The 15,713-nt window shown below is 35.7% G+C and carries 16 protein-coding genes; 6 read left to right on the top strand and 10 right to left on the bottom strand.

Annotated elements, in window-relative coordinates:
• The first annotated feature begins 85 nt into the window (after nucleotides 1–85).
• Both BWGOE10_RS02395 and BWGOE10_RS02390 read left to right on the top strand, forming a co-directional pair.
• Entirely contained in the window at nucleotides 86–244 is a 159-nt protein-coding gene (locus tag BWGOE10_RS02395) for a small, acid-soluble spore protein K (RefSeq protein ID WP_002113845.1), read from the top strand.
• Nucleotides 245–287: 43 nt separating this feature from the next.
• Nucleotides 288–440 (top strand): YpzG family protein, encoded by a 153-nt coding sequence (locus BWGOE10_RS02390; RefSeq protein WP_002010325.1) that lies wholly within the window; start codon nucleotides 288–290, stop codon nucleotides 438–440.
• Nucleotides 441–504: 64 nt separating this feature from the next.
• Here BWGOE10_RS02390 and BWGOE10_RS02385 read toward each other — a convergent pair whose 3' ends face one another.
• Together BWGOE10_RS02385 and recX are read right to left on the bottom strand one after the other, a co-directional pair.
• Entirely contained in the window at nucleotides 505–822 is a 318-nt protein-coding gene (locus BWGOE10_RS02385) for a YfhH family protein (RefSeq protein ID WP_002151721.1), read from the bottom strand.
• A 9-nt stretch (nucleotides 823–831) separates the two neighbouring features.
• Nucleotides 832–1,644 carry a recombination regulator RecX gene (recX, locus tag BWGOE10_RS02380; protein WP_070140779.1) on the bottom strand — a complete coding sequence of 271 codons (813 nt, stop codon included), beginning with the start codon at nucleotides 1,642–1,644 and terminating at the stop codon, nucleotides 832–834.
• A gap of 81 nt (nucleotides 1,645–1,725) precedes the next feature.
• Between recX and BWGOE10_RS02375 the strand changes: the two genes are divergently transcribed.
• The 4 genes from BWGOE10_RS02375 (at nucleotide 1,726) to BWGOE10_RS02360 (ending at nucleotide 4,934) form a co-directional block, all read left to right on the top strand.
• Nucleotides 1,726–2,631 carry a TIGR01777 family oxidoreductase gene (locus BWGOE10_RS02375; RefSeq protein WP_070140778.1) on the top strand — a complete coding sequence of 302 codons (906 nt, stop codon included), beginning with the start codon at nucleotides 1,726–1,728 and terminating at the stop codon, nucleotides 2,629–2,631.
• Between the two features lie 143 nt (nucleotides 2,632–2,774).
• Entirely contained in the window at nucleotides 2,775–3,905 is a 1,131-nt protein-coding gene (locus BWGOE10_RS02370; protein ID WP_070140777.1) for an amidohydrolase, read from the top strand.
• A gap of 241 nt (nucleotides 3,906–4,146) precedes the next feature.
• Complete coding sequence (locus BWGOE10_RS02365) at nucleotides 4,147–4,704, top strand: GNAT family N-acetyltransferase (RefSeq protein WP_002091129.1); 558 nt, start codon at nucleotides 4,147–4,149, stop codon at nucleotides 4,702–4,704.
• Between the two features lie 110 nt (nucleotides 4,705–4,814).
• Nucleotides 4,815–4,934, top strand: coding sequence for a YfhE family protein (locus BWGOE10_RS02360; protein WP_000358484.1), 120 nt, complete (start codon nucleotides 4,815–4,817; stop codon nucleotides 4,932–4,934).
• A 373-nt stretch (nucleotides 4,935–5,307) separates the two neighbouring features.
• Here BWGOE10_RS02360 and BWGOE10_RS02355 read toward each other — a convergent pair whose 3' ends face one another.
• The 8 genes from BWGOE10_RS02355 to BWGOE10_RS02320 form a co-directional block, all read right to left on the bottom strand.
• Nucleotides 5,308–6,474, bottom strand: a complete 1,167-nt coding sequence (locus BWGOE10_RS02355) for a diglucosyl diacylglycerol synthase (RefSeq protein ID WP_070140776.1) — start codon at nucleotides 6,472–6,474, stop codon at nucleotides 5,308–5,310.
• 565 nt (nucleotides 6,475–7,039) lie between these two features.
• Nucleotides 7,040–7,771, bottom strand: coding sequence for a pyruvate formate-lyase-activating protein (pflA, locus tag BWGOE10_RS02350; RefSeq protein WP_070140775.1), 732 nt, complete (start codon nucleotides 7,769–7,771; stop codon nucleotides 7,040–7,042).
• 69 nt (nucleotides 7,772–7,840) lie between these two features.
• Nucleotides 7,841–10,090 carry a formate C-acetyltransferase gene (pflB, locus tag BWGOE10_RS02345; RefSeq protein ID WP_070140774.1) on the bottom strand — a complete coding sequence of 750 codons (2,250 nt, stop codon included), beginning with the start codon at nucleotides 10,088–10,090 and terminating at the stop codon, nucleotides 7,841–7,843.
• Between the two features lie 146 nt (nucleotides 10,091–10,236).
• Nucleotides 10,237–10,464 carry a hypothetical protein gene (locus tag BWGOE10_RS02340; RefSeq protein WP_070140773.1) on the bottom strand — a complete coding sequence of 76 codons (228 nt, stop codon included), beginning with the start codon at nucleotides 10,462–10,464 and terminating at the stop codon, nucleotides 10,237–10,239.
• Nucleotides 10,433–11,977 carry a glycosyltransferase family 2 protein gene (locus BWGOE10_RS02335; RefSeq protein ID WP_070140791.1) on the bottom strand — a complete coding sequence of 515 codons (1,545 nt, stop codon included), beginning with the start codon at nucleotides 11,975–11,977 and terminating at the stop codon, nucleotides 10,433–10,435. Before BWGOE10_RS02335 ends, BWGOE10_RS02340 begins: the two co-directional genes overlap by 32 nt.
• Entirely contained in the window at nucleotides 11,970–12,935 is a 966-nt protein-coding gene (locus BWGOE10_RS02330; protein WP_070140772.1) for an NAD-dependent epimerase/dehydratase family protein, read from the bottom strand. The genes BWGOE10_RS02335 and BWGOE10_RS02330 overlap by 8 nt, the downstream gene beginning before the upstream one ends.
• Nucleotides 12,932–14,176, bottom strand: a complete 1,245-nt coding sequence (locus BWGOE10_RS02325; protein WP_070140771.1) for a nucleotide sugar dehydrogenase — start codon at nucleotides 14,174–14,176, stop codon at nucleotides 12,932–12,934. The genes BWGOE10_RS02330 and BWGOE10_RS02325 overlap by 4 nt, the downstream gene beginning before the upstream one ends.
• Nucleotides 14,166–15,713 (bottom strand): glycosyltransferase family 2 protein, encoded by a 1,548-nt coding sequence (locus BWGOE10_RS02320; RefSeq protein ID WP_070140770.1) that lies wholly within the window; start codon nucleotides 15,711–15,713, stop codon nucleotides 14,166–14,168. Before BWGOE10_RS02320 ends, BWGOE10_RS02325 begins: the two co-directional genes overlap by 11 nt.

Here is a 15,713-nt window from a genome sequence, read left to right as displayed (position 1 = left end):
CTAAAGGATAGTTTCTTCTATTTTGCACATTCTATAAGTGATACTTCTTAAAGGGGTATCAACTGATAATGAGGGGGCGTTCTTAATGGGTAGACAAGCCGAATTTTGGTCTGAGTCAAAAAACAACAGCAAAATCGAAGGTCAACCGAAAGCGAAATCACGCTTCGCTTCGAAAAGACCTAACGGCACAATTAACACGCACCCACAAGAACGTATGCGTGCTGCAAATCAGCAGGAAGAGTAGTACAGTAACAAACTAAATTAACTTCCTACACGAGGTGATAAAGATGAGCTACCGTGACCATTTAGATCGTCGTTCTGAATTATTTAACCATACGTGGACTCGTCCAAAACATGCGAAAGCGCAAGTTAATGGACAGACGCAACAAACCCAGTCTCTCATTATACTGGCAAACGAATGTAAAAAACGCCAATTTTAGAATCTCCTATCTCCTTTAACGCCTACCAAAGATGAAAACCAGAGAGATATTCACTCTCTGGTTTTCATTTTTCCTGCAGCAAGGAAATTGGTATTCCAATTTCTTCATTATCATTTTGCTTATATCCCCAAGCAAATACCCCATTGAAATACGTAATTTTAAATACCACACCAGGTTCTTCTACTAATTCATATGTCTCACCAATATGGAATTTATTTATATCTATCATATAAGCACGAGCCATAGCCATTTTTCTCATTAATACATCGAATTCATTTACAATTCCAAGTTGCTCAGCCTTTACTGCTTGCTCCTTCAAAATCCCAATTTCTTCCCTTAGCTCATGTGGCGTCATTTCACTGTAGCGTTTTGGCATACCCATCTTATTTCCTCATCCCTCTTCACGTTTCATTTGTAAAAATATATCGATCTCATCAATAGAGAATCCTTTTCGATATAACGCTTGCTTCACCTTATTTTCGAATGTCCAGCCATCATACTTCTTATATTTCTCATAATATTTATTCCCATGATAGTGTAACGCTTCTTGTTGCTGTTCGTCATCTTTTTCGTCTTTCAATTCTTCAAGACAAATTTGAATTACCTCTCTAGAATACCCTTTACGAACAAGCATTTCTTCTAATTTTTGTTTCATTTGTAAAAATGAATGCTTTTGATAAGATTTTTTTTTCTTTTCTATAAGAAACAAAGCATTCTCAATTTGCTTTTCCTTTGGATACTCTTGTAAACTATTTGTAATGATTAAATCCTGAACACCTTTACTTAATAGCCCTCTCCTAATAACAGTTGGACCTTTTTGATTCACATTACTTTGCGTTCGCACGTATGAAATAGCGTACTCTTTATCATTAATATATCGATCATGTAATAATTTCGAAACGACTTCAGAGATGATGGCCTGTCCCACTTCTTTTTTTCGTAAGAAATCTTCTATTTCTTGTTTTGTTCTCATTTGATAGGATAAATAGGAAATTGCTTGTAAATATGCTTTTTGTACCTCTTCATTGTACAAAATATTCCCTAACGCTACTTCATCAATTTCTAAGCCTTTTTGTAACCCATGTTTCATTAAAATTGCTTGGTTCACACTAAACCCGTACTCTTCACCTTGACCTTTATCAATATAAATATTAAATCGTTCTTTTGATCGTTTTTGCACTTCTATTTTTGTAATGACAGTCATACTCTCACCTCTCTATTATTTTAACATAGTCAAGGAACGTTTTTGCTTTTCAAGAATATATATAATGAGGAGGAAATGATTGTGAAAATCGCAATTTCTGGTGGCTCTGGCTTTATAGGCAAATACCTTTCTAGTTTTTTTATTCAAAAGGGATATACTGTTTACATTCTTACTCGAAAAAAAACTGCTGAAACTTCACACACTAACCTTCAATACGTACAATGGACACCGGATTTACAGACCTTTCCCCTCTCCTCTATCGATGTAGTTATTAATCTAGCTGGAGAGTCTATTAATAGTAGATGGACAAAGAAACAAAAAGAAACAATTTTAAACAGTAGGATTCAAACAACAAGAGGACTCATTAAACAATTACAAGCACTCGCAACAAAACCACACACATTTATTAACGCAAGCGCTATTGGATACTATGGAACATCTGAAACAGAGTCTTTTACCGAGCAACAAGAAACTCCCGGAAATGACTTTTTAGCAGAAACAGTATTTTTATGGGAGCAAGAAGCATCTAAAGCACGTTCTCTTGAAATAAGAACAATCTACTCAAGATTCGGAGTCGTATTAGGTGCAGACGGAGGAGCTCTTCCAAAAATGCTACTTCCCTATCGATTCTATATCGGAGGTACAATTGGATCTGGAAACCAATGGTTATCATGGATTCATATAGACGATGTCGTTCGCATGATGGATTTCATCATACACAAAGAAGAAATTGATGGTCCTCTTAATATTACAGCCCCTCTCCCTATAAAAATGAAGGAATTTGGAGAAACCATTGCAACTATAATGAGAACGCCTCATTGGTTACCTGTCCCTTCATTTATGCTTCACGCTTTATTGGGTGAGATGAGTATACTTGTACTAGAAGGGCAACATGTATTACCTATTAAAGCAATTGAACATGGGTACCAATACACATTTCTGACAGTAAACCATGCATTACAAAATATACTTTCGCATACAATGTAGTACTTCTAAAACACAGTTTTACAAGGGGGTCCCCTTTCAAAACTTTCATTTTCTAGGATCCAGAGCATTACTGCACAAATAACCTTTCAGTTACTTTTTCTTAAATTCCATTAACATTGTAAAGTAACAGAAATGAGGTACCTATGAAAATATTGCTCAAACAAGCCATTGTATATCCTATTACATCTCAAAAATTTCAAGGGGATGTACTTGTTATAGGAGAACGAATCGCTGAGGTCAAACCTTCTATTCAGCCTACTCAAGATATGACCGTTATAGATGCGCGAGCCCTTCATCTCTTACCTGGATTTATTGATGTCCATACTCACCTTGGTCTCTATGATGAAGGCACTGGTTGGGCTGGCAATGATGCAAATGAAACATCTGAAGTTTCAACACCACATATCCGCTCTTTAGACGGAATCCATCCTTTTGATATTGCATTTCAAGACGCTGTACAAAACGGGATCACAACTGTTCACGTTATGCCTGGGAGTCAAAATATTATCGGCGGTACTACTTGTGTAATAAAAACTGCTGGAACTTGTATTGATCACATGATTATTCAAGAACCTGCTGGTTTAAAAATTGCCTTTGGAGAAAATCCAAAAAAGATCCATAGTAATGGAACAAAAGAATCCATAACACGTATGGGGATTATGGGGGTACTTCGCGAATCATTCTATGAAGCACAGCACTACGGGCATGAAGCAGATTTTCGAATGCTTCCTATTCTAAAAGCACTACGCCGCGAAATACCGGTACGTATTCACGCTCACCGTGCTGACGATATTAGTTCTGCTTTACGCTTTGCAACAGAATTCAATCTTGATTTACGTATTGAGCATTGTACAGAAGGACACTTTATTGTTGAAGAGCTTTCGAAACACAATTTGAAGGTTTCAGTTGGCCCCACTCTTACACGCCGTTCTAAAATCGAACTAAAAAACAAAACATGGGATACTTACCATATATTATCAAAAAATGGAGTGGAAGTTTCTATAACAACAGATCATCCCTATACACCCATTCAATATTTAAATGTTTGTGCTGCTGTCGCAGTAAGGGAAGGATTAGACGAGAAAACTGCATTGGAAGGAATCACTATATTCCCAGCGCGAAATTTACGTTTAGAGGATAGAATTGGAAGCATTGAGGTTGGAAAAGACGCCGATCTCGTGTTATGGACACATCATCCTTTCCATTATTTAGCCAAGCCTGTACTAACTATGATTGATGGGAAAATAATTTACAAAAAAAATAAAAAAAACTAGTTTATTTTTTTGACTAGATAAAGTATTATACGATTATAAACTGAATGAAACCATAATCAATTTGTGTCGTGATTATCATTTTCAAATTGATGAATGGGGAAGGCAAATGGTGCGCCACCAGCGTTATAAACTGGTTCTAGTGGGTTCGATTCCCACCCCGAAATTTTTTAAAGATTGATATAAAAATTTCGAGGGTGGGGTGCTTTTTCGTCATGCTACCCTCGTGTGAGGAGGAGTTAGTGTGTTGAAAAAACGCGACTTACACGACAGCCACGTTCTATACGAATTAATGGTGGATCCAGCTGTCTTCCCTTTTGTGCGTCAAAAGGCCTATTCTTATGAAGAATATTTATTTTTAACGAAACAAACCATCGAAGCCGAAGAGCGTGGAGAATTAATTTCACGCACAATTTTAGATGAATGGGGTAACCCTATCGGTACAATTACTTTATTTGATGTGCAAGAAAAAGCCGGATTCCTCGGAACCTGGCTTGGCAAACCCTATCATGGTAAAGGATATAATAAATTAGCGAAAGATTCATTTTTTAGCGAACTTTTCTACGAATTAGATATTGAAACGATTTTTATGCGTATTCGTAAAATAAATATCCGGTCTATTAAGGCTGCCGAAAAACTACAATATGTAAATCTAGCAAATGAAACAAGAAAAGCCGTTTATGATGAAATTAACGCGCATGAAGAAGTATATAATTTATATGAAATTCCAAAAGATCAATATACACTTGCAACAATGCGAGATACAACATTCCAAGAAGCACATCAATTAAAAGAAGCGTAATCTAAAAATTCAGAAATGATAATTAATCAATGCTAGTTTGACATATATGTATATCACCCCATGTCTTTGGAAACGATAGATAGTGACTTTAGGACACGAGGTGATTTGTAATGGATAAAAAGAAACGTGATAAAGCAAAAAACACATTATCTAGTACACAAGAAGTTCTCTATCAACGAGAATTTCGAAAAGCAGATCGTGCAGCGGGCTATCGCTCAAAAAGCATTTAAAGTGAACCTGAATAATTAGAAGGTTTCCCCCCTAATTATTCAGTTTCATTACATAATATTTTCCAATGAATTGGCAAAAAAGGTTCCTTATAAATAAGGAACCTTTTTTGTGGACAACTTTATCCACAAAAATTGTAGAATTGTGCATAAATTCAAAAAATATTTTATGAATTCATTTATTTAAATGAATTCTAAACGTGAGAATTGTGGATAATTTTCTAAAAATTGTGGATTATGTGGATATAGTTGTTAATATTCCGACTTTACCGTCTAATGAAAGCGCAATCCTTTGTGGATAAGTTAATAATTCATGTTTTCTTTTTTTACAACAATAAAAAAACCCTCTTTAAATGCTTAAAAGAGGGGTTTCATATTAAGTAAAAGATTCGGCAAGAGCTGGTGATTTAATAGGTATATGATTCGGCTCTGCATGATTTTCTGCCAAAATTGTATCCACAATATGACCAGCTGGCTCAGGACGATAAATACTTTTCATTGCTTCTTTCATTTGAAGAAGCTTCATATCATCTTGCAATAACGCCTCTGTTTTTGCAAAAACTTCACTATCATCACGAATTACAACTGCAGCCCCTTTTTTTTCAAAATACAACGCATTTTCATTTTCTTGTCCTGGGACAGGTTTATATAAAATGACAGGTACTTGTAATGCTGCTGCTTCGCTTAATGTAATGCCACCTGGCTTCGTAATCATACAGGAAGTAACACGGAACAACTCATCAATGTTTTCAACATAACCAAATACTTTTAAAGCATCAGAACTTTGTTCCTGTAGTTCCATTAAATCCTGCTTTAAAGCTTCGTTTTTCCCACAAACGACAACTACTTGTAAGTTTGGTACTGACATAAATGACTGGCATAGCTCTTTTACACTTCCTAGCACACCATGAGCACCTGCTACAATTAGTAACATCTTTTTATCCTTACATAACTGATATTTATTATATATAATTGCTGGATTTATCTTTAGCTCAAAACTGCTACGAATCGGAATCCCTGTTTCAACAATTTGCTCTGCAGGTACACCGATATCAACCATCACTTTTTTCACATGATCGGTTGCTACAAAATAACGATCTACTTCTCGATGGATCCATATTTTATGCACGCAAAAATCCGTTAATACGTTATAAACAGGAATAGAAATACCTATTTGCTTTTTCAATTCTGGTACAGCGATGATTGGAAAGGTATTAATAACAATATCCGGTTTCTCCACCTGCAATAGCGTCTTCAAACGCTTTCTCCCAAAATTCGCATACCAAGATGCTATTTTTTTATCATAAATTTTCTCTACACCATAATAAAACAAACGATATAATTCTTTTCCTATCGTATAGCTTTTTAAATATAAATATTTTGTAATATCGGTTATAACTGGATGTGATTCTCCAAACAAGTCGCATACAATTACATCTTTGATTCCTTTTTGACGAAAGGTTTGTTCTAATGTTTTCGCTACTTGCACATGACCGTTACCATAATGTGCAGTTAATATTAAAACCTTGGGGTTTTTTATCAAACAAATCCACTCCTAGCTTTTTGTTTCTCCATATTGCATATACGACAATAGGAAAAACATTTTCCTTAAACATTACATACTCGGATTCCAATAGTCCCCTGTTAGCTATGTACCTGTCGTGGATATGCAAAGCATATAAGATTGACCCCTTAATCCTATCTGTGCTCATATCTTTACATTATACTTTCCTATAAGAGCTTTCGCAATAACTTACAAATGTTCTATATTCCATGATACTCACTCTTTTACTTCTTAATTCTTTTTACTATTTTGATTTCCCTTTACAATTATGTAAATTTCTCCGCTTATTCTTTACAAAAATATGGATATTCTCTCTTCAGTATACTCTGTTCTTAATATATACTCTAGATTTTATTATAAAGTGAAACTTTAATCAGTGGGGTTTTTATTCATCCCCCACTGATTATTAGCCTTCACCAATCGGGCGTTTACGGGCAGCAGGGCTCCCACCTAACTTCTTTGCTCCAGCTGAATTTTGAAGTGGGAGTTTTACTGCCCTCAAATAGCGGGGTAAAGAAACAAAAAGCCTAATCCAACATTTGGATTAGACTGCTTTTAAAATATGTTTTGCATACTCAACATTTTCTTCTGTCGGTGGATTCACATCCGCAAGTGGATACTTATGTCCAAGTGCCTCCCATTTATAAACACCGAGTTTATGATATGGCAACACTTCCACTTTCTTAACATTAGATAGACTTTGAATAAAGCTTGATAGTTTTTGCAGATCCTCTTCACCATCGGTAACACCGGGAACCAATACATGTCTTACCCAAATTGGCTTCTTTTTATCCGATAAATAACGAGCAAATTGTAAAATGTGTTCATTTGGTTTCCCTGTTAATTTACGATGTTTCTTTGAATCAATATGCTTCAAATCCAATAAAACTAAATCTGTATAATCCATTAAAATATCTAGCTTATTTTGGAATTCTGGTTCTTCAGAATAGCAACCACCAGAAGAATCGATTGTTGTATGGATACCATATTCTTTGCACTTTTTAAACAACTCAATTAAAAAGTCTAGTTGTAATAGTGGCTCTCCACCGCTAACTGTTATACCGCCTCCAGAAGCTTCAATAAATGGAAGGTAACATGTCACATCCTGCATCACTTCTTCAACTGTTATTTCTTTACCTTTACCGATTTCCCACGTATCAGCATTATGACAATATTGACAACGTAATAAACACCCTTGTGTAAATATGACATAACGAATCCCTGGGCCATCAACAGTACCACAAGTCTCTACAGAATGTATTCTTCCTTTTACCATGTTACTTCCTCCTTTATTGAAACAGCCTCCCTCCGCTATATATTAAAAGTGGAGGGACACTTTTTTCACTTACATGCTTTCATGCATTGTACGGTTAATTACATCAATTTGTTGTTCACGAGTTAATTTAATAAAGTTAACAGCGTAACCAGATACACGAATTGTTAATTGTGGATATTTTTCAGGATGTTCCATTGCATCCATTAACGTTTCACGGTTAAATACGTTAATATTTAAGTGATGTCCTTCTTTTATTGCATATCCATCAAGCATAGATACTAAGTTGCGTACTTGTACATCATCTTCTTTACCAAGTGCTTTTGGAATAATAGAGAATGTATTTGAAATACCATCTTGTGCATCTTCATATGGTAATTTAGCTACAGATAATAATGATGCTAACGCACCTTTTGTATCACGGCCATGCATTGGGTTTGCGCCCGGTGCAAATGGTTCTCCAGTACGACGTCCATCTGGAGTGTTACCAGTTTTCTTACCGTATACAACGTTAGATGTGATTGTTAAGATTGACATTGTATGAACAGAATTACGGTATGTTTTATGTTTGCGAATCTTGTTCATAAATGTTTTCACAAGATTTACTGCGATTTCATCTACACGATCATCATTGTTACCGTATTTAGGGAAATCTCCCTCAATTTCGAAATCAACTGCAATACCATTTTCATCACGAATTGGTTTTACTTGTGCATATTTAATTGCACTTAAAGAGTCTGCTACTACAGATAATCCAGCGATACCTGTTGCCATTGTACGAAGAACATTTGTATCATGAAGTGCCATTTCAATACGTTCATAGCTATATTTATCGTGCATATAGTGAATTACATTTAATGTATTTAGGTATAGACCAGCTAACCATTCCATTGTCATATCGAATTTACGCATAACTTCTTCATAATCTAATACTTCAGAAGTAATTGGTGCGTATTCAGGACCAACTTGTGCTTTTGACTTTTCATCTTTACCACCGTTAACCGCATATAGTAATGCTTTCGCTAAGTTTGCACGTGCTCCGAAGAACTGCATTTGTTTACCGATTCTCATTGCTGATACACAACAAGCAATACCGTAGTCATCACCGTAGTCAGGACGCATAATGTCATCATTTTCGTATTGAATTGCTGATGTTTTAATAGACATTTTCGCACAGTAGTTTTTAAAGTTCTCTGGTAATTGTTTAGACCAAAGAACTGTTAAGTTTGGTTCTGGTGCTGGTCCTAAATTATCTAATGTATGCAAGAAACGGAATGAGTTTTTTGTTACTAACGGACGACCGTCTAACGCCATACCACCGATAGATTCAGTTACCCAAGTTGGATCTCCAGAGAATAGTTCATTATAATCAGGTGTTCTTGCAAATTTCACAAGACGTAATTTCATAATGAAATGGTCAACGATTTCCTGTGCTTCTTCTTCTGTTAAAGTACCATTTGCTAAATCTCTTTCAATGTAAACATCTAAGAATGTAGAGGTACGTCCAAGGCTCATTGCTGCCCCGTTTTGCTCTTTAATTGCTGCAAGATAAGCAAAGTATAACCATTGGAAAGCCTCTTGTGCATTTGTAGCTGGCTTAGAAATATCGAATCCATGAGAAGCAGCCATCTGTTTTAACTCTTGAAGTGCACGCATTTGCTCAGATAATTCTTCGCGTAAACGCATTGTATCTTCGCTCATTACACCACCAGTTAAATTAAAATCAGCTTTTTTCGCTTCAATTAAATGATCTATACCATATAACGCTACGCGGCGGTAATCACCGATAATACGTCCACGTCCATATGCATCTGGAAGACCAGTAATAACACCTGATTTACGAGCCGCTTTCATTTCTGGGGTATATGCATCAAATACACCTTGATTATGAGTTTTACGCCAGTCTCTGAAAATCTTACTAAGTTCTTTATCCATTTCGTATCCATAAGACTCACAAGCTTGTTCCGCCATACGAATACCACCATATGGTTGTAAAGAACGTTTAAATGGTTTATCAGTTTGGAAACCGACTACTTTTTCAATATCTTTATTTAAATATCCTGGTTCATGTGATGTAATAGAAGAAACAATTTTTGTATCCATATCAAGAACGCCACCGTTTTCACGTTCCTTTGTTGTTAAATCCATTACTTGATCCCAAAGTTTTTTCGTTTCTTCAGTTGCTCCCGCTAAGAAAGAGTCTTCTCCCTCGTAAACGTTTACATTATTTAAAATGAAATCGCGAACATCAATCTCTGCTTTCCATTTTTCACCTTTAAAGTTTTCCCACGCATTTTTTACATTTTCTAATACTTGAGTCATCCTAATCTCCTCCATTTTTGATTAGTACAGGACTAAGATTTTTTATATAACAGCTTACACACTTAGAATACTACTTTTTTTCGGAAGTGGACGAAATAGTTGTGACATGTTTGTGAAATATTGAACAAACTACTATACTCGTAGTGTTAACCTCGCTTAAAAGTCTTTATAATTAACCCTTTCTTTAATTGTATTTTTTTAGTATTCTTATATACGAGTCCTATTTTGTAATATAAGAACGATACCCATTGTAGAGCTGTAATACTCTTATCTCCTAATCTGTTATAGTTTTTATAACAGAGCAAAAAAGTGTACATATGTTGTACACTTTTTTTGTTACCACTATAAAACATCTCTTTTTCTATTTCCATCATAAAATCCACCACGACTACCTTTTAATGCAATTAATCGCTCTAATCCTTCTATATGATCACCAATAATTCGAAGAACAGCTGGAGGATGACCTATTTTTGCGAAATGTTCACTGGGACGAATACGGTTCATCTTATCCACATCGATACGACTTACACAAGCGATTTCAAAACCTGAAAGTACAGCTTTAACTTGTGCTACACAAGGTGACAATAATGATTTATACCCTATTTCCTTCAAACAAGTACGACTAAACGCATTAGGTACAGCAATAAGAGAGCCTACTCCTAAATCTTTTCTATCACAAGCTAAATTTAATGCATATTTAAATGCTGTTACAAGATGAAGTGGTACTCTCAAATCTAAATAATGATTTAAATCATTTAATGCGACATCCGTTCCATCTGCAATAACTTTTGCAAAGGGATATAGCTCACTAGCTGGAATAACAAAATCACCGTCTATAAATAACACAATTTCTCCTTTTGCAAAATAAGTTCCAAGCGAACGTCCCACATCGTTTCCAAGTGCTTCTTTATACACAATTGTTGTTGCTCCCTTGTCTTTTGCAATTGTTGCCGTTTTATCCGACGAACCATTTACAACAACGATGATTTCCAATGGTTCAATTTTGCGAAGCTCTTCTATAACGTTTCCAATTGTTTTCTCTTCATCTTGTACAGGAATAATTACCGATAATTGCTTTCCTCTATACAACTTAGATGTAACGCCCCATCCTTGATAAAAATCTTCAAAATTTAGAGTATGATAGACACTCTCTCTTTTCCTATTTCCATCATAATATCCTCCGCGCTCATCGCTGCCTATTATCCGCTCTGCTACAGCTTCTATATGATCACCTATCATTCGTTTTTCAGATTGAGAAAGATCCGTGCCATATGCAGCGTGCTCGAATGGACGAAATTTATTCGGCGTAATAACGTCAATTGCACAATGACGACTAATTCTCCATTTACTTTGTGCTAGGCGTAGATGAGCCACAATAGGATTAACAAAACATTCGTATCCAATACTTTGCACAACTTCCTTCGTCAGCGCATGTGGTACAGATAGTAAAGAATCAATTTTTAATTCTTCACGCTCTAACATTGCATTTAATATTTGGCGCCATACTGTAATAGAATGTGGTTTTTGTTTCTTTAAAAATAATGCGTCTAAATTATTTAAAACTACATCAGCCTGATTATATAAAATTGGATTAAGAAATAATTGCAATTGTGAAGTTCGAATAGCAAAATCACCATCTACAAACAGTAATACATCACCTATCGCATGTTTTGCACCAACTGCGCGTCCAACATCGTTACCAAGTGACTCTTCATGCTGGATTACTATACATCCTAAGCTCTCAGCAATCGCTTCTGTACCATCATTACAACCATTTGCTACTACAATAATCTCTACTGGGTTTAATGGTTTTACCGATTGAACCACGTCTGAAATCGTATCTACTTCATTACATACGGGAATAATAACTGATAACGACTTAGCCATTGTTTTCTTCACGAAACCACTTAATAGTTTCTTTCAATCCTTGTTCCCACGTTACTTTCGCTTGAAACTGAACAAGTTCTCTTAATTTCGTTACATCTGGTTTTCGATTTGGAATTTCTTCAAATCCATGTGGATATACTTCCTCAAATGGAACGTGCACAATTTTGGAAACAGACTTCGTTAATTTTTTTATATCTTCCGCTACTTCCCTTATACTTTTTTCATTCTCAGAACCTATATTAATAATTTCACCATTTACCTTCTCATCCATTGCACGAATTGTTGCCTCGACCGCATCACTTACATACGTAAAGCAACGTGTCTGCTTCCCATCTCCATATATGAGAATATCGTCACCTTGCAAAGCCGCACGAATAAATCGTGGAATTACTCCTGCGTATGGACCATCTTTCGCTCTTGGACCATAAATATTAAAATAACGAACAATCGTTACAGGTAAGCCTTCTAATGCGTACCCTAAACATAATGTTTCCTCTAACGTTTTACAAATTGCATAACTCCAACGTATTTTGGAAGTTGCACCGTATAAACGATCTCCTTCTTCAGAGAATGGCGGCTCTCCCTTTCCATATACTTCAGAAGTAGATGCAAATACTACTTTCTTCTTCCCTTTTAACGCTGCTTGTAAAATATTTCTCGTTCCATCGAAATTTGTTTCAATAAGCTCTACACTTTTTTCCATTGTAGTTTTGACTCCCAAAATTGCAGCTAAATGAAACACCACATCATGTTGATTTACTAATTCATAAATTGAATTTTTATCTAAAACGCTTATTGGAATAACCCGGAGCTCTTTCATTAACTCATTATGATATTTATTTTTTCCTTTATAGAAGTTATCAACAATAGTAACTTCATAACCTCTTTTCACCAACTCTTCAGCTAAATGCGAACCAATAAACCCTGCTCCACCTGTAATTAAACATTTTTTACTCATACACTCACCTTCTTTACGATTCCACGAGTATCTATTAATCGCTCAATCCCTTTAAAAAGATCCCAATCGATACTAGAGTGATCCGTTACAATTACAATACAATCTGCTTGTTTAATTCTTTGTTCATCTAATGGAACAGATTGATATAGTGTATCTCCAATTTCCGCTGTAGAAATATACGGATCATGATATTCTATCTTGTATCCTTCTTTTATTAATAATTGAACAATTGGCAACGCTGGTGATTCTCTCAAATCATTTACATCTTTCTTATACGCAATCCCTACAATTAAAACCGTTGCGGGTGATTGCACCACACTTTTTACTTTCCCAATTATTTTCTCTGGCATTTCTTCATTAATTACATGGGCCGCCTCAATTAATTGACTAATTGCTCCACTCTTTTTTATTCTCCATTGAAAATATAAAGGGTCTACCGGTATACAATGTCCCCCTATTCCTGGTCCTGGCCAATACGGAGTAAATCCAAACGGTTTTGTAGATGCTGCTTCAAGTACCTCATAAAAATTAATATTCAAACTTTCACAAAGTATATTTAACTCATTTACTAATGAAATATTAACTAAGCGCTGAATATTTTCAAATAGCTTACACATCTCTGCTACTTTCGGGGAGCTAACTGGAACAACTACATCAAATATAGTGCTATACAAATCCTGCACTTTTTGTTTACACTGCTCGGTTTGTCCACTAATAACTTTTGGAATAGTTTGGACTGAATACTGGCTATTTGCTGGGTCAATTCGCTCTGGTGAATAGCCAATATAATAATCTTCTCCTACCTTTTTACCTGTTTGAGAAATAATAGGAATGATAACTTCCTCCAGTGTACCTGGATATGTGGAGCTTTCAAAAATGAAGGTTTGTCCTTTTTGAAGGTTTTGTTGTATATAATGGGAGGCTGAAATGAGGGCACTTAAATCTGGTTCTTTCTGCTCATTAATTGGGGTTGGCACGGTCACAATGACATATTCGCTACGCTTAAAATCCGCAACACCTTTATCTGGTGTATTCACTATTAATCTTCTTTCGTTTATTAAGCCTTGTAATACTTTAGAAGACACATCAGGAATATAACTTTCTCCTTTTATAATTGATTCTATTTTTCTAGTATCCTTATCTAATCCAAGTACAGCATGTCCTCTTTCTGCAAAAAGGACCGCTAAAGGAAGGCCAACATATCCTAATCCAATAATGGTTACTTTACTACTAGCATTCATCTATATTCTCTTCTTCCCTTCTCAATTGTAGTATTATATCTCTATCCCTTTCTCCATCTGTAAAACTTCCGCGCTCGTCTGTATGCTGTAATAAATAAGCAATCGCCTCAAGCTGATCTCCGAAAATACGATCAAATGCAGGAATTCGTCCGTTTACAAACCCGTGTTGTTCTGGACGTATACGGTTCGGTTTTATAACATCAACAAAATCTATTGCTCTTATAGAAAAATCAGCTAAAATAGCTTTCATTTGAGCTAACGGTGGAATAACGAGGGCCTCGTATCCAATCTTCTCTATTACTTTTTTATGCATAGCATGTGGTACTGCCGTTAATGAGTTGTTCCATAAGTCTGGTCGTTTTGCTACCAAATTCACGAAATATTTCCCCATACTAATTGGATCTGTAGGATGAAACATATCCAATAAGCATTGTAAGTCATTTAACGCAACATCATTTCCATCTTCTACAGCACGTAAAAATGGAACTAGGTCTTTCGCATCAATCACAAAATCACCATCTAAAAATAAATAAATATCAGCCGTAGCATGCATGGCTCCTATTGCTCTTGCCACATTGTGCCCAAGTGCTTTTGAAAATTCAAGGACAATAACATTCTCTAGTTTTGCTTGTTTAATTGTCTCCACATCCGCCCCATTCGCAACAACTATAATTTCATCTATACCTGCTTTTTTCACTTCTTGTATAACAGATCTTATAGTCATTTTTTCTTCTGATACTGGTATAATCGCACTGTATTTCGCTTTTTCCTTTTGTAATAAAACTGGTTTATACTTCCCTATAAACTCTCTATCCCTGTTTCCCTCCGAAAAACCGCCGCGTTTACCATATGTTTCGGTTACGTATTGCAAAGCACGCAAATGATCACCCATAATACGACTAGTCGCTTTCGGATAAGGAGAACCAGGTGATGTACCCGTATGCACAGGACGAACCTTATTCGTGTGAATTACATCGACCGAAGCCATATCGGCAATATCTACTCCTCTAGACATCACCATCGCTTGAAATAGTGCTGGATCTGCTAAATTCCACCACCCAAGATTCTCAATAACATCCCGATTCATCGCATGTGGAATTGCGATTAAAGAACCAACAACAAGCTCTTTTTTATTCAAATAACGATTCAACATGAATTTTCCAACTGTCGTATAGTGTGGTCTAATCTTTAAATAAACAGACCATGTTAAATTATTCACAACAATTTGATGCCCCTGCTGAATTCCTTTCACGAAACGTTGTAGTTCTTTACTATCAATGACGATGTCACCATCTAAAAACAATACAATTTCACCTTTTGCTTCTCTAGCTCCAATTGCCCTTCCTACATCATTACCAAGAGAATGTTTATAATAAATTACATGGCAACTATGCTGTAATGCGACTTCCTTCGTTCCATCTGTCGATCCATTATCTACTACAATAATTTCATACGGCTTCAGCTTCTCCACTTCTACTAAAACTTGTGATAAAGTACTTGCTTCATTATGCGCTGGAATAACAACTGATATTCTCAT

Origin of the sequence: Bacillus mycoides (assembly GCF_001757995.1) — a bacterium.
Classification (GTDB): domain Bacteria; phylum Bacillota; class Bacilli; order Bacillales; family Bacillaceae_G; genus Bacillus_A; species Bacillus_A mycoides_B.
The sequence above is the reverse complement of the archived record's forward strand: the minus strand, read 5'-3'. Positions and strand labels throughout refer to the sequence as shown.

What these genes read in the sequence shown, in the direction of transcription:
- BWGOE10_RS02395 (WP_002113845.1), top strand. Translation starts at nt 86, where the DNA reads ATGGGTAGACAAGCCGAATTTTGGTCTGAGTCAAAAAACAACAGCAAA.
- BWGOE10_RS02390 (WP_002010325.1), top strand. Translation starts at nt 288, where the DNA reads ATGAGCTACCGTGACCATTTAGATCGTCGTTCTGAATTATTTAACCAT.
- BWGOE10_RS02385 (WP_002151721.1), bottom strand. Translation starts at nt 822, where the DNA reads ATGGGTATGCCAAAACGCTACAGTGAAATGACGCCACATGAGCTAAGG.
- recX (WP_070140779.1), bottom strand. Translation starts at nt 1,644, where the DNA reads ATGACTGTCATTACAAAAATAGAAGTGCAAAAACGATCAAAAGAACGA.
- BWGOE10_RS02370 (WP_070140777.1), top strand. Translation starts at nt 2,775, where the DNA reads ATGAAAATATTGCTCAAACAAGCCATTGTATATCCTATTACATCTCAA.
- BWGOE10_RS02360 (WP_000358484.1), top strand. Translation starts at nt 4,815, where the DNA reads ATGGATAAAAAGAAACGTGATAAAGCAAAAAACACATTATCTAGTACA.
- pflA (WP_070140775.1), bottom strand. Translation starts at nt 7,771, where the DNA reads ATGGTAAAAGGAAGAATACATTCTGTAGAGACTTGTGGTACTGTTGAT.
- pflB (WP_070140774.1), bottom strand. Translation starts at nt 10,090, where the DNA reads ATGACTCAAGTATTAGAAAATGTAAAAAATGCGTGGGAAAACTTTAAA.
- BWGOE10_RS02340 (WP_070140773.1), bottom strand. Translation starts at nt 10,464, where the DNA reads ATGATGGAAATAGAAAAAGAGATGTTTTATAGTGGTAACAAAAAAAGT.
- BWGOE10_RS02335 (WP_070140791.1), bottom strand. Translation starts at nt 11,977, where the DNA reads ATGGCTAAGTCGTTATCAGTTATTATTCCCGTATGTAATGAAGTAGAT.
- BWGOE10_RS02330 (WP_070140772.1), bottom strand. Translation starts at nt 12,935, where the DNA reads ATGAGTAAAAAATGTTTAATTACAGGTGGAGCAGGGTTTATTGGTTCG.
- BWGOE10_RS02325 (WP_070140771.1), bottom strand. Translation starts at nt 14,176, where the DNA reads ATGAATGCTAGTAGTAAAGTAACCATTATTGGATTAGGATATGTTGGC.
- BWGOE10_RS02320 (WP_070140770.1), bottom strand. Translation starts at nt 15,713, where the DNA reads ATGAGAATATCAGTTGTTATTCCAGCGCATAATGAAGCAAGTACTTTA.